We start from the raw sequence: 13,500 nt of genomic DNA on the forward strand, positions 1-13,500 counted from the left end.
ATTATGAATGAATATTTTTTAGGTCAAAATTGTTTTGTCTATAATTTGAGCAACAAGTTGTCGTTAAACGATAATTTAAAGGTTCTTAAAATATATAAAAGTATTATAATGGATGATCAGTTTTGTAGTAAGTTTAATATTTATGATATTGTGCCGTCATATAACTCTGTTGCTTTTCATTTTGGATATGAGAATCCTGTTGAGCTTAAAGTAGCTATCTCAAATAGGATACGGAGTGTTGATTATGATCAGACGATAGAGCCACAAATTCACAATATACAGGTTAAATATAATGGTCAAGATTTAGAACTAGCAGCAGAAAAGCTTGGTATAGAGGTATCTGAAATCATAAAAAGGCATACCCAAACAGAATATCACATTGCTATGCTTGGTTTTAAACCATATTTGCCATATTTGCTCGGGTTAGATAAAAGTCTATCACTACCTCGATTAGAGACTCCTAGAAATAGAATTGCTGCAGGATCAATCGGTATTGGTGGGGCTCAAACAACTATTTTTCCAGAGCAAACACCCAGTGGGTGGAACATAATTGGTATATCAGATTTTAAGGATTTCTCTAAGCTTAGGCCTGGAGATAAAATAGTTTTTAGGGAGGTATGAAATGCTTTTGATAAATTGTGACTTAGGTGAAAGAGGTGTTGCTCATGTTGTTGATGATCAATTAGTTAAATATATAGATATTGCAAATATCGCTTGTGGTGGACATGCTGGAGATAAACAAAGCGTTGATTACTATGTGGATCTTTGTAAAAAAAATAATGTAAAAGTTACAGCTCATGTATCATATCCAGATAAAGAGAATTTTGGCAGAAAGGTTATCAATATGGTTGATGGTGACTTATGTGACTCTTTTGATGAGCAGTTTGCTCTTTTTGATGGAAATATAAAATCAATAAAACCACATGGGGCCTTATATAATGAGCTTAATGTAGATGAAAAGCTTGTTAAAACATTTGTTTCTTGGTGTGTGAAGAATGATGTCCAAGAGTTATTAGTTAGTCCATTTGGTCTTTTGAAAAAACATGCTGAAGAAAATGATATAAAAACAACTTTAGAAAGCTTTTCTGAAAGAGGTTATTTTTTAGATAAAAACAACAAGCCTATGCTTATACCAAGAGGTCAGCCAAATGCAGAGATTAAAGATGTGCAAAAAACTGTTGAGCAGTATCGTGAGCTAGCAAGAGGTTTTATAAATGTTAAAGGTCAAGAAATAGCCTTTGATTCACAAACAATATGTATACATTCTGATAGTGAGATAGTTTTAGAGTTAGCTAAGCAACTTAATCAAGCCAAAGGTTAATTATGACAGACTTTTTTTCAGTTAACGGTGGATTATCTTTTCCTATCTCATTAAGAGAGTTTGGGTCTCAAGATAAAGGACTATCCCCCAAAGGGGCACAAGATCAATTAAGTTTTAATACTGCATATAGCTTATTAGATAGCCCCCGTGATTTCCAAGCAGTAGAGATGATCTATCCATCTAGAATAACAGCTAATAGGGATTTACTAATAGTTATATGTGGGGCTTCTTATGAGAGAGAAGGTATTAGCTCGCAAAATATTCTATATAATCAAGTTTACAAGCTTAATAAAGATGAGGTCTTAGAGTTTAAAGGTACAAAAAAAGGCTTTAGAACGGTTATTTTAGCTATAGTATTTGAACCAGGCTTAGAAAAACTAATTGGTAAGAAAAGATCTGAAAAGCTAGGTGAGTTTATAAATCTTAATTATAGAAATAACTTTATAAGAGTAACGAAGGGTCCTGAGTTCTTTATTTTAAAAGATAATACCTTTTTTGATGAGCTATGGAGTATTTCCCCAAACTCTAGCCAAATGGGATTATCTCTAAATGGCCCAAGTTTAGATACTGAAAAAATTGAAATGATATCTCAACCTGTTTCTGATGGGACTGTGCAGTTATCTCCAGGAGGGCCGATAGTCTTAATGAGGTATCGTCAAACTGTAGGGGGCTACCCTAGAGTTGTAAACGTTATCGAACCTGATATAAGTAAGCTTGCACAATTTGCTCCTGGATCAAAGCTTAGGTTTAAGCTTATTGATCTTGATGAGGCTTTTAATATTATGAAAGATTTGAATGAAATAATATAAACTTTACAAATTTCACAAAAAATATTAAATATATCTAAGCACAGTTTTTATTATTTATATTTTTGACTGTTACTATTTGGATATTTCCTTTAAGTATAAGCTGGAAATTTGTTCTTCAATTAATATTATTTTTCCAGTATTTTTTAGAGATTATAAATAGTGCTATAGAAAGAGTGGTTGGTTTTGATAAAAACTGACTATTATGAGTTAGCAAAGAAAATTAAATGTGCTAGTTCAGCATTAGCATTATAAGTGTTCACTTAATAAAAAACCACTTTATAATTTGGGAGATAGCTATTTAAAGTATAGATTTTCTCTTTCAAAAGAGCTTTTCTTATTTGAAGCCAGATATGTTATATTAGTTTTTCCATTAACACAACAAAAAAAATAATATAAAAAAAATAATAATTTCTTGTTGTTTTTGTGTATTTCTTTGTTATAAACTTTGAGTGTCAAATATGCAAAAACATAGTTAGGAGATTATATATGTTGCGCAAACTGGTTAAGAGTCTGATCCCAAGTCAAGATAAGATATTTTTTGAGTTAATGATAGAAGCAACAGAGACTGTTGAAGACTCAGCTAGAATTTTAGATCAAATAGTCAAAGAAAAAGATAATCTAACTCTATCAGAACTTTCTGAAGAGTTAAGACTAACTAGAACAGTAACTGTTGAAGTTGCTAATAAGATGGATCATGAGTTGGCGAGACATTTTGTAACACCAATTGATAGAGTTGAGCTGCATAATGTAATAACTTTTCTACTAAAGCTTAATAAAAAAATAGTTAAAATACACAGATATATGCAAATCTTAATGGAGGAAGAAAGAGGTGATGTAAATCTATACTTAGCAAACTGTGTTGAAACATTGCGTAAAATGACAAAAGTTTTGGATGATATGATGAAAGCTTTTGCAAAAGACAATAAAAAAGATCTGAAAAATTTATATATGAGACTGACGGCTCTGGATGAAAATGTTTTAGAAGATTTAGCTCATGCTCTTAAACGTTTTTCTCACTTTGAAGAAGGCGATATAATATTTATAATGAAAGTAAAGGATATATATAAAGCTATTGAGAATGCTATCTCAACTTGTACTTCAATAGCAGAGTCAATAATGAGAATTCATGTTAAAGAAGTTTAATAAGGTATTTACTCTATGATTTCAACAATTTTAGTCGCGATTATTATAGTTGCTTTATTCTTTGAGTTCACTAATGGTTTTCATGATGCGGCAAATGTCGTTGCAACACCAATTGCGACAAAGTCTTTAACTCCTGTTCAGGCAATAGGTTTAGCAGCATTTTTTAATTTCTTAGGAGCTTTTTTTGGTACTGCTGTAGCAGCAACTATATCTAAAGGTCTTGTTGATACGAGTGTTGTTACAGATATTGTATTGATTTCAGCACTCTTAGGAGCAATTAGCTGGAACTTTTTTACATGGAGCTTTGGTATTCCATCAAGCTCTTCTCATGCTTTGATAGGCTCGTTAGTTGGAGCTGTGATTATTGGGGCTAGCTATCAAGATGTTAACTATATGACCGTTGTTGATAAAGTTTTAATCCCTATGGTTAGTTCGCCAGTTATAGCATTTTTTCTAGCATTAACAATATGTATAATTTTGCTAAATATTTTTATTAGACTAAGTGGTGTCAGAAGAACAAACAAATATATAAGAGAGATGCAAGTTATATCAACTAGTTTATTATCTTTCTCTCATGGTTCTAATGATGCTCAAAAAACAATGTCAATAATTACTCTAGCTTTATTAAGTGCAGGATTAGTAAGTACTACAGAAGTACCTACTTGGGTAATAATATTATGTGGTATTGCAATGGGCCTAGGCACTCTTTCAGGTGGAAAGAAGATAATTAAAACACTAAGTGCTAAATTATCTAAGCTTGAACCAGTAAATGCAGTATCAGCCGAGCTAAGTTCAGGAGTTTTGGTCTTAGCAGCTTCTCACATAGGCTTACCTGTTAGTACAACACAAGTAGCATCTGGTTCAATAATGGGAGCAGGTTATGCAGCTTCAGGTGTTAATTGGAAAATTGTTAGAAAAATGGCTATAGCATGGATTTTAACTATTCCTGCGTGTATAGTCGTTACTAGTGTTATTTATATAGTATTATTTAATATATTTGGTTCTTTTTAAGAAAGCTTTAATAAACTATTTTCCTTTTATTTTGTAGAAGCATTATAATCGTAGATTATTTAATACTTATTCTTGATTTTATGCAGATAAAGATCAATCAGCTCATGGTCTATATACATGGACTTACTGTTATTTTAATATTTCTAGCCTTTGTATCTATAGAGTTTAGAAGTATTTTTGGCAAACATACGTCATTTCATGATTTTATGAAAACTGATCATACCCTCCTATTTGGGACACTTAGGTGTTAAGAAAAGGAGACAAGATGAGATATACAAAAGAGTTTAAAGATGAAGCTGTTAAATTATGTTTACAACCAGATGCAAATAGAGGAGAAATAGCAGATAACTTAGGGGTTAAATATAAAACCATTTGCAGTTGGATATCCAAAGCCATGTCAAACCCTCAGAAAGAAATAAAGATAGATTATAAAACGCAGTACCAGCAACTATCTTTTGAAAATACTGATTTGAAGAAAAAACTCAAACAGGCAGAAACAGAGCGTGAAATACTAAAAAAGTCAGCAGCGTACTTTGCAAAGCAAAATCTGTAAGGTACGCCTTTATTAAGGAGCATTATAAAGTTATGCCAGTAACAACACTATGTAAATCTTTGAATGTGAGCACATCTTCATATTACAGATGGATTCATAAACCTATAGATAAAAGGCAATATAATGATGCTGAACTAGATGATGCTATTTTAATGAACATAAATCTAGATATGGAAGTGTTAGGATATACAAAGAGCTTAAAGATATGGGTTGGAAAGTTACTCAACCTAGAGTATCTAAACGTATGAAATTACTTGGTTTACATGCTAAAGCGGCTCGTAAGCATAAGAAAACTACAGATTCTAACCATAACAAACATGTTTCTGATAATTTATTAGAACAAAACTTCACTGCTTTATCTGTAAATCATAGGTGGGTTACAGATATAACTTATGTACCTACACAAGAGGGGTGGCTGTATCTTTGTGTGATTATACACTCTGATAAAGGGTCACAGTACTGTAGCAAACAATATCAAGACATTATTAAAGAATACTGGCTACTATCAAGTATGAGCTCTAAAGGATGCTGTTACGATAATGCTGCTTGTGAAAGTTTCTTTGGAACTTTAAAAGTAGAGTTAGTACATGATGAAAGCTATAAAACTAGAGAAGAAGCTAAACTATCAATATTTGAATATATTGAAGCTTACTATAATACAAAAAGGAGACATTCTACAATAAATTATATGACTCCATATCAATTTGAATATATAATGGAAAATGAAGTAGTAAACTGTCCCAAATTGACGGGGTAGATCAAACCTCTCATTTATATATAGGGTTCTTAGTTCTATTTTTGACAATTTTAAGACTTACTATTAGAAAGTTTGTAAAATTTCCAATTATAGTCAAAGATTATATTATAACTTTTTCAGAAGCATTGTTTCAAAGCTTGTTCATGTATTTCTGTATGTATGGTTAATATTGATGCCTATTTTAGGTTGGTGTTTGATCAGTGCAAAAGGAACTTATGTAATTCCTTTTGATTTACCGTCTATTCTTGATGTGATGCTAAGAGCAGATATTATCGAAATTAAAGAAATACATGAGTATTTTGCTTATATTGGCTTAGCTGTTATATTTGTTCACGCAAGCGTAGCAATTATTGAGAGCTTGATAGTAAATAAAGTTGGTAAGAGGAAATAATATTTTTCTTGTATCTTTATTTTATCTTTCCGATTCCAGATCTAACTATATTTATAAGCTCTTTTTTATATTTTGAGTGTTTATAAACTAGAATCAGATGTGGTTCCATAGGATAATCTACTACAATGCCTTCTATTTTTGTTAGGTTACTATAGTCTTTTAAGACTGTGGTATAGTAAAACTTAGGCATAAAGCCAATAACATTTTCATTTTTAAGAAGGTTAGCTTTTTGTATCTCATTATCAATAGTATATTTGACATTATTAAGGTTAAATTTGTAAGTCTCAGATTCATGTTTAAACTCAGTAATTCCCAAAGAAAAGTCGTACTTATTAAGAACAATAGGAGCTTCAAGTATTTTTTGAGGATTATTATGCATATTTTTAACAAAATCTTTACTTCCATATATATGAGCAGGTAATGTTGCAGCTTCTACAGAAGTACATACTATCCAATCATCAAGATCCAAAAATTCAAGATGCTTATTAAAAATTTGGATAATACTGTATGAATCAAATTGATATTGGCTTCCGTTAAGGTTATCAATTTGGTAACTATCTAATGCAAAGTTAAATAACTCATCATCAATTTTTTGAATTTGTGGCAGCACTAAATCTATTACTATTTTTAGAAATAGTGGAACTCCTAAAATTTTTATCGATTGGCGCTCTCTAAAACCACTTTGCTTTACATTTTGGATAGTGTTTTCTAAATCTTTAAAAATTTTATTACAAGAGTGGTAGTATTTCATACCATCAGTTGTTGGAGAGATACGGTTTTGTATATTTCTAATAAGCTTTATATCAAGAAATTTTTCTAAACTTTCAATCTTATTTTTTATAGTATTAAGCTCAACACCATAGTATTTTTTGACTGAGCTATATGAGCCTAGTTCAACCAATTTTAGAAAATAGCGAGTTGCTTCAATAGTATCTTTGCTAATAACACTCATATTTATTAATCAAATTGAATTTAATTTTAATGTTTTAATAATAGCATTATATTGAAATTTACTAAAGAAATTAGAAAAAACTGATAAAATTTTTGATATTTTGTCTTTCTGTTCGGTAGTTATTTACAGTAGCTGAGGTATTTTCATAACCTATAGCTATTCCACATATTAGTGTGTATTCCCCAAAGCCTAATAGTTCTTTTTTAACTATATCAGGATAGTGCCCTAACGAAGCCTGGGGACATGTTGCTAGCCCTAAGTCTGTAGCGGCAAGTAAGATTGATTGTACTAGCATGCCGCAATCCATATAACTACTAATACTATCAGTAGGGTATTTAAATATAAAAATAGCTGATGGTGAGTCAAAGGAGACATAGTTTTTTTTCCACTGTTTAATACGTTTTTCTTTATCTTCTCTAGAGATATCTAACACATTATATAGGTCATGACCACATTTAATAGCTCTCTCTTTTAACTCGTCTTCTAAAGGTGTATCTCCGCCATAATTATACTCCATTCTTGGTTTTTCGCCATTTTCACAAGCATTTAAAATTTTATTCATTAGATCTATTTTTTTTTGACCACTAACTACAGCTATTTTCCATGGCTGAGTATTTTTACTTGAAGGAGTCCATTTTGCAGCTTCAAAAAGCTTTTCAAATATATTCTGAGGAATCTGCTTAGGCAAAAAGTCTCTAACACATTTGCGATCTTTTAATACATCTAAAGTTTGCATGACTTATCCAATTGAAAATTTTAAACAGTATTTATTTTAACTAGAATGTGCTTAAAAATATATAGTTCTTTTGAGTACAGCATAAAAATGTTAAATTTGATATACAAGCTATATTTAGGAAAAAGTTATATGCGAGTAGAGACAGATAGTATAGGTGAAGTTAAAGTTGATGATGATAGATATTGGGGTGCCCAAACCCAAAGATCATTAAAATATTTCTCAATAGGAAATGATAAGATGCCATTAGAAGTTGTTAGAGCTATGGCTATTATTAAAAAAGCTTCTGCTATTTCAAATCATGAACTAGGCATATTAACTGAACAAAAGAAAGACTTAATAATCAGAGCATCTAAAGAAGTATTAGATGAGAACTTAAATGATAATTTTCCCCTATATGTTTGGATGACTGGAAGCGGAACTCAGTTGAATATGAATGTTAATGAAGTAATAGCTAATAGAGCAAATGAACTATATGGCAATAAAAAAGGAACTAAAAGCCCAATTCATCCAAATGACGATGTTAATAAATCTCAATCATCAAATGATAGTTTTCCAACAGCGATGAATATTTCAGCAGTAATAGCGGTTTCTCAGAAGTTGCTTCCAGCAGTTAAATATATGAAAAATCATTTACAAGAGAAAGCGCAAGCGTGGATGGATATAACTAAGCTTGGTAGAACTCATATGCAAGACGCTGTACCTATGAAATTAGGCGAGGAATTTAGTGGCTATGTTGCACAGCTTGAGAAAAATATTAAGCGTATAAAGTTAGCATTACAAGATGTTTATGAGTTAGCTTTAGGAGGTACTGCTATTGGGACAGGCATAAATGCACCACACGGTTTTGCTGAGCTTGTTGCCAAAAATATTGCACAGATTACAAAACTACCTTTTATTACAGCAGCTAATAAGTTTGAAGTGCAAGGATCTCATGATGCTTTGGTTGCTTTAATGAGTGCATTAAAAGTTTTAGCTAACTCTCTATTTAAAATTACCAATGATATTCGTATTCTTAGTTGTGGACCTAGAGCAGGATTATTTGAGCTGATTTTACCTGAGAATGAACCTGGATCATCGATTATGCCTGGTAAGGTCAATCCAACTCAGTGTGAGGCTATGGCAATGGTAGCAACTCAAGTGATGGGGTTAGATGCAGCTGTTTCAATAGCTGGATCTGCGGGATATTTAGAGATGAATGTATATAAGCCATTAATAATATTTAATATTATACAATCAGTTCAGATGATGTCTGATAGTATGTACAATTTCTCGGATTATCTGATTAAAGGAATGTTGCCCAATAAAAAGAAAATAGATTATTATTTACATAACTCTTTAATGTTAGTGACAGCTCTTACCCCTTCAATTGGTTATGACAGAGCATCAAAGTTAGCACATTATGCTTATCAAAAGGATATCTCTCTAAGAGAAGCAAACTTACAGCTAGAATTGTTACCTCAAGAGAAATTTGATGAATTAATAAATGATAGTATAAAATAAGTTAAGGTTTACCTTTTTTAATATTGACAGCTAATTTATTTTTTTGTATATTCTGTCTTTTCCCCTCTAGAGGATTGGATGGGAATAGTTAGTTTAAAAAAAATAAAGGAGGGTGGATATGCGATTAACTCAACAATTATTTACAAAAAGAATTTCTTTAGTTCGATCTTTTTCTAAGAAAACTCAAGGCCTAAAATGCTTAGTAAAGACTCAGGGTAAGGAAACTAAAATAAAAAAATGATTTTTATTATAAAGCCTATATAATATTTCTAAAATGCTAATAAAAAAGGAGCTACATAGTGTTTACGAAAAAAATGGCTTTTACTTATTTTATTACGGTTATATTAATTTTTAACTCTGGCTGGATTGACAGTGTAGTCTTATATAATTCTTTTGGTGCCAGTGTGGCTGTAATGTCAGGTAACTTAAGGATTCTTGGGCATAGCATTGCAGGATCTGACTGGGTTTTTGTGCATAAGGTTGCTATTCTTGTTTTTGGTTTTGTTGTTGGAGCTGCTGTAAATGGTGTAGTAATGAAGACTGATGCGTATGTTATTTCAGAAGATCATACCAAAACTTTAGTTTTGCAGAGCGCTGTAATGCTTACAGGAACTTTATTAATAGATATTTTTAGTAACCATCGTGTTATTGATGATTTATTTTTAGCTGTTGCTATGGGAATGCAAAATAGTTTTACTACGATATTTTTTGGAGGCTTTGCTCGGACAACTCATATGACTGGTACGACTACAGACCTTGGTATTGAGATAGGGAGAGTTTTACGCGGTGATAGGTCAAATGTTTGGAAGATACCTTTCTTTGCTATTTGTATGCTAATGTTTGTTATAGGCAATGCAGTTGGCTTTGCTTGGGTTAAAATATCTGGTGAGCATTTTACTTTGATGTTATTCCCTTCGGTAGTTTTACCAATATTTGTAGGTATTGTGATTTTACTAGCTTATAATATGAAAGTTAAAAATCATAGTCTCTAGTTTAATGTAGGTAGTAATTCAAAGGAGTTGAAAATCTGTAAAGAAATTATAATAACTGCAATAGCTACTACGACTACAGTTATGGCAGATGTGCTTATAAAATCTTTTTTCTTACGGTAATTAATTATCGTAAGCATCATTACAGGTAGCGCAACTTGCAATACAGCAACAAAAATACTTGCATAGCCTAATGCTGATTTGAAGCCATCAGGGTATATAATTGCATAAAGGTATGCAGGTAAAAATGTAATTATAAAAGCAAGAACCTTATGCTTATGTAAATTTTTTGAGATTCTATATGTGCTACGATTAAAATCAAATAATCCTAATGCCACACCTAAAAATGAAGTTGCTAAAGCAAAAAAGCCAAATAAAAATGATATAGTGGAAATATAGCTTGAAGTTCCTTTAAAGTGAGTAACTATTACAGATGCTATTTCTCCAGATTCTTTGCCTAAGATTCCTGTTGGCGTTGCTACAGGTAAAGAGCCAAGAGTTGCAAAGATCCAAAGTAAATATATTACTAGAGGGACTGAACTACCTAATATGATTGCTTGGCGTAGGAAGCTTCTGTTTGAACCAACATATGTTCTAAGTGTTGGGATAATATGATGAAAGCCAAAAGATGTTAGAAGGATTGGAAATGCTGCCCGAATGAAATTTGGATTTTTAATCTGATACGTTAAGTGATCAGTAGAAACATGAGGGATTAATACAGCAATTAGTAAAAAGAATGCTAAAAGCTTACCTGTTAGCATGAGTTTATTTACATGATCAACTACTCTAGTGCTAATATAGATAAACACTCCAAGTATCAATATAAAAATAATACCAGTAAACTTCTCAGATAAGCTAATGCCCAACCTGTTTAATGTTGTAGATAATAATGATCCTCCACCAACTGTATAGGCAGCAACAAGAGAGTAAAGTAGTAAAACATAACAAACCCAGACAATACCTACACCAAATGGTCCAAGAGTTTTACTTGTCATCTCTATGAAATTTGAGCCATCATTCATTTCTAAGTTTACTTCTGCTAGAACTAAAGCTGTAAATGTCATTAAAGCCCAAACACTTATAATCAATATAGAACCAATAAAAAAGCCACAACTAGCAACTGTCGCTGGGATAGCTAGCATACCAGCTCCAATACAGGTGCCGGAGATGATCATTGCAGCACCAAATTTTCTTGATAAAATCATACTATATGCATCAGTTTTAGGATTTATAAAATTTTAAATCCCAACTATTTTTTTTAAGGCTTATAATATAACTTATTATAGCTTATATAAAAATTATTTTTTTAGAAAATGGACATGAATAGCAAAATTAGACAAGCTTTGATAGAGTTAAATATTAAAGCTAATGAAATCCAGATTGACTTATGGGTAGACTACCTAAAATTATTAGAAAAGTGGAATAAGGTCTATAATATGACAGCAATCAAAAATATTGATGATATGTTAATTAGGCACTTATTTGATAGTCTAGCCGTTGCTAAGTATCTAAAAGGTTCATCAACTATAGATGTCGGAACCGGTGGGGGCTTGCCAGGCGTTGTTCTTGCTATTTTATACCCATATCATCAATTTACATTGGTTGATAGTGTAGGTAAAAAAATTATGTTTCTCAAAAGCGTCAAAAAAATTTTAAATTTGACTAATATAAACCCTGTTAACTCCAGAGTTGAAGATTTAGAAGGAAATTTTGATAATATTATCTCGCGAGCATTTAGTTCAGTTGATATTTTTTACCAGTTATGTAAGCAGTTTTTAACTGCTGATAATCAAATGCTAGCAATGAAAGGTCCTGATTTAGAGGAACAAAACTTGCTGAAATTACCATTAGACGCACAAAAAATTAAAGTAAAAGTTCCTTTCTTAAAAGCTGAAAGGAACCTAATAGTCATGAGAAAAAAAGATGCTGAATAAAGAGTACATAAAAGAAGCTTATACAACAATTAGCGAAAATATAGTTAATCATGCAAACCTTCTTGCTGTTAGTAAATATCAATCACTAGAAAAGATAAAATATCTAGCAGATTTAGGACAAAAAGATTTTGGTGAGAACTACTTTCAAGAGCTTGAGCAAAAAGCTCAGCAACTTCCTAATTTGAGATGGCATTTTATAGGTTCTTTACAATCACGAAAAATAAAGCACATAGTTAAATATGTCGATTCTATACAAAGTGTCGAAAAAGTAGAGCATCTTGATAAAATTAATAAATCAGCGTGTCAGTTTAAAAAAGTCATAAATGTATTTTTACAAATAAACATTGATGATGATCCTAACAAATTAGGCTTTGAATCTTCACAACATATGGAAGTTATTAATTGCATTGAGAGATCAGAAAACTTAATTGGTATAAAAGTTGTCGGATTGATGTGTATTCCAGCTAAGTCTAAATTACCGCAAGAGAGCTTCAAAAAGATGAAAGATTTTTTTGATCAAATTAATTCAGGTCTACCTCAAAATTTAAGACTGAGCAGGCTATCAATGGGCATGAGTGCCGATTATAAGTTAGCTATACAACATGGAAGTACAGATGTGAGAATTGGGAGTAGCTTATTTGGTAAAAGGCCTAGTATTTAAAAGTTTAGGTAGTATTACTTATACGTATTTAGAAGTATGCTAAGAACTTAAAAATCCGTGATTAAAATATTTTTAGAGTATATGCAAATCAGCAGATGCTATTAAAGTAGGTAAAAATAAAACCAATACTAATCCTGAAAGAGTGTAGATGTAAAAGCTGCCTGTGAAACTATTTTATAAATAATCATGAATTTAAATGCTAAAGTATAGTAGCTCAAATTTAATCTGATAGATAGGGTTTTTAGTTAGTTATATTTCTCCCATTTTGATTTATAGATTCATGCTAAATCTATAGTTATTAGTGTGAATAAGCATGCAAAAATGCCCCCTTTTAGGGGCAAATAAGCACAGAAAAATGCCCCCCTGAGGTGGTAAACTACCCTACATTTTTTATAAATATAGGGCTTAAATTAAGGTGATAAAAATGGATAAAAAAACAGCCATTTTAGTAATGCGTCGTGAAGGCAATTCAATAAGTGAAATATGTACTAGCCTGAATGTGTCAAAGAACACAGTCAGAAAAATTATCCGAGAAAAAGATGTTGAGTATATTCCTAAACAATATCAACGTAAAGTGACTTTTTACCCAAAGTTACAAGACTATATCAAGATACTTGAAGAAATGCTTGCACATGATTTGAAGCTAGAAAAGAAATCTCAGAGAAGTACTCGTAAATATCATAACCAGTTAGAAGCTCTAGGCTATACAGGCTCTTATGATTCTGTAAGAAAGGTATGTTAAG

19 protein-coding genes are annotated in these 13,500 nt (G+C 31.4%); 16 read left to right on the plus strand and 3 right to left on the minus strand.

The window, feature by feature from the left end:
• Positions 1–3 precede the first annotated feature (3 nt).
• The 10 genes from CDV26_RS00820 (at position 4) to CDV26_RS12790 (ending at position 5,985) form a co-directional block, all read left to right on the plus strand.
• Positions 4–621: a 5-oxoprolinase subunit B family protein gene (locus CDV26_RS00820; protein ID WP_088771675.1), complete on the plus strand. Its 618-nt coding sequence runs from the start codon at positions 4–6 to the stop codon at positions 619–621.
• 1 nt (position 622) lies between these two features.
• On the plus strand, positions 623–1,321 hold the full coding sequence (locus CDV26_RS00825; protein ID WP_088771676.1) for a 5-oxoprolinase subunit PxpA: 699 nt from the start codon (positions 623–625) through the stop codon (positions 1,319–1,321).
• 2 nt (positions 1,322–1,323) lie between these two features.
• Positions 1,324–2,130, plus strand: coding sequence for a 5-oxoprolinase subunit C family protein (locus CDV26_RS00830; protein ID WP_088771677.1), 807 nt, complete (start codon positions 1,324–1,326; stop codon positions 2,128–2,130).
• A 62-nt stretch (positions 2,131–2,192) separates the two neighbouring features.
• A complete protein-coding gene (locus CDV26_RS11795) occupies positions 2,193–2,327 on the plus strand; it encodes a hypothetical protein (protein WP_245806474.1) in 135 nt (44 codons plus the stop codon).
• A gap of 289 nt (positions 2,328–2,616) precedes the next feature.
• Entirely contained in the window at positions 2,617–3,273 is a 657-nt protein-coding gene (locus CDV26_RS00835; RefSeq protein WP_088771678.1) for a PhoU family transcriptional regulator, read from the plus strand.
• Positions 3,274–3,288: 15 nt separating this feature from the next.
• Positions 3,289–4,284: an inorganic phosphate transporter gene (locus CDV26_RS00840; protein WP_088771679.1), complete on the plus strand. Its 996-nt coding sequence runs from the start codon at positions 3,289–3,291 to the stop codon at positions 4,282–4,284.
• A 244-nt stretch (positions 4,285–4,528) separates the two neighbouring features.
• Positions 4,529–4,837 carry a transposase gene (locus tag CDV26_RS00850; RefSeq protein ID WP_157671304.1) on the plus strand — a complete coding sequence of 103 codons (309 nt, stop codon included), beginning with the start codon at positions 4,529–4,531 and terminating at the stop codon, positions 4,835–4,837.
• Between the two features lie 32 nt (positions 4,838–4,869).
• Positions 4,870–5,085, plus strand: coding sequence for a hypothetical protein (locus CDV26_RS11800; RefSeq protein WP_157671307.1), 216 nt, complete (start codon positions 4,870–4,872; stop codon positions 5,083–5,085).
• Complete coding sequence (locus CDV26_RS00855) at positions 5,043–5,594, plus strand: IS3 family transposase (protein ID WP_088773418.1); 552 nt, start codon at positions 5,043–5,045, stop codon at positions 5,592–5,594. Before CDV26_RS11800 ends, CDV26_RS00855 begins: the two co-directional genes overlap by 43 nt.
• A 172-nt stretch (positions 5,595–5,766) precedes the next feature.
• Positions 5,767–5,985, plus strand: coding sequence for a hypothetical protein (locus CDV26_RS12790; RefSeq protein ID WP_245806475.1), 219 nt, complete (start codon positions 5,767–5,769; stop codon positions 5,983–5,985).
• 16 nt (positions 5,986–6,001) lie between these two features.
• Here CDV26_RS12790 and CDV26_RS00865 read toward each other — a convergent pair whose 3' ends face one another.
• The gene (locus tag CDV26_RS00865; RefSeq protein ID WP_088771682.1) at positions 6,002–6,937 is read right to left on the minus strand and encodes a LysR family transcriptional regulator; all 936 of its coding nucleotides are present in this window, start codon (positions 6,935–6,937) and stop codon (positions 6,002–6,004) included.
• A 70-nt stretch (positions 6,938–7,007) separates the two neighbouring features.
• Entirely contained in the window at positions 7,008–7,673 is a 666-nt protein-coding gene (locus CDV26_RS00870) for a nitroreductase (RefSeq protein ID WP_088771683.1), read from the minus strand.
• Between the two features lie 129 nt (positions 7,674–7,802).
• Between CDV26_RS00870 and fumC the strand changes: the two genes are divergently transcribed.
• The 3 genes from fumC (at position 7,803) to CDV26_RS00880 (ending at position 10,165) form a co-directional block, all read left to right on the plus strand.
• A complete protein-coding gene (gene fumC, locus CDV26_RS00875; RefSeq protein WP_088771684.1) occupies positions 7,803–9,173 on the plus strand; it encodes a class II fumarate hydratase in 1,371 nt (456 codons plus the stop codon).
• 118 nt (positions 9,174–9,291) lie between these two features.
• The gene (locus CDV26_RS13440) at positions 9,292–9,414 is read left to right on the plus strand and encodes a hypothetical protein (RefSeq protein WP_276328723.1); all 123 of its coding nucleotides are present in this window, start codon (positions 9,292–9,294) and stop codon (positions 9,412–9,414) included.
• 58 nt (positions 9,415–9,472) lie between these two features.
• On the plus strand, positions 9,473–10,165 hold the full coding sequence (locus tag CDV26_RS00880) for a YoaK family protein (protein ID WP_088771685.1): 693 nt from the start codon (positions 9,473–9,475) through the stop codon (positions 10,163–10,165).
• Here the strand turns inward: CDV26_RS00880 and CDV26_RS00885 are convergent.
• Positions 10,162–11,367, minus strand: coding sequence for an amino acid permease (locus CDV26_RS00885; RefSeq protein WP_088771686.1), 1,206 nt, complete (start codon positions 11,365–11,367; stop codon positions 10,162–10,164). The genes CDV26_RS00880 and CDV26_RS00885 overlap by 4 nt on opposite strands.
• A gap of 114 nt (positions 11,368–11,481) precedes the next feature.
• Between CDV26_RS00885 and rsmG the strand changes: the two genes are divergently transcribed.
• From rsmG to CDV26_RS00900, 3 genes are all read left to right on the plus strand, one after another.
• Positions 11,482–12,096: a 16S rRNA (guanine(527)-N(7))-methyltransferase RsmG gene (gene rsmG, locus CDV26_RS00890; RefSeq protein ID WP_420809887.1), complete on the plus strand. Its 615-nt coding sequence runs from the start codon at positions 11,482–11,484 to the stop codon at positions 12,094–12,096.
• Positions 12,086–12,757: a YggS family pyridoxal phosphate-dependent enzyme gene (locus tag CDV26_RS00895; protein WP_088771688.1), complete on the plus strand. Its 672-nt coding sequence runs from the start codon at positions 12,086–12,088 to the stop codon at positions 12,755–12,757. Before rsmG ends, CDV26_RS00895 begins: the two co-directional genes overlap by 11 nt.
• Before the next feature lie 424 nt (positions 12,758–13,181).
• Positions 13,182–13,499, plus strand: coding sequence for a helix-turn-helix domain-containing protein (locus CDV26_RS00900; RefSeq protein ID WP_088771689.1), 318 nt, complete (start codon positions 13,182–13,184; stop codon positions 13,497–13,499).
• Position 13,500 lies beyond the last annotated feature (1 nt).

Source organism: Francisella halioticida (assembly GCF_002211785.1).
Lineage (GTDB): Bacteria > Pseudomonadota > Gammaproteobacteria > Francisellales > Francisellaceae > Francisella > Francisella halioticida.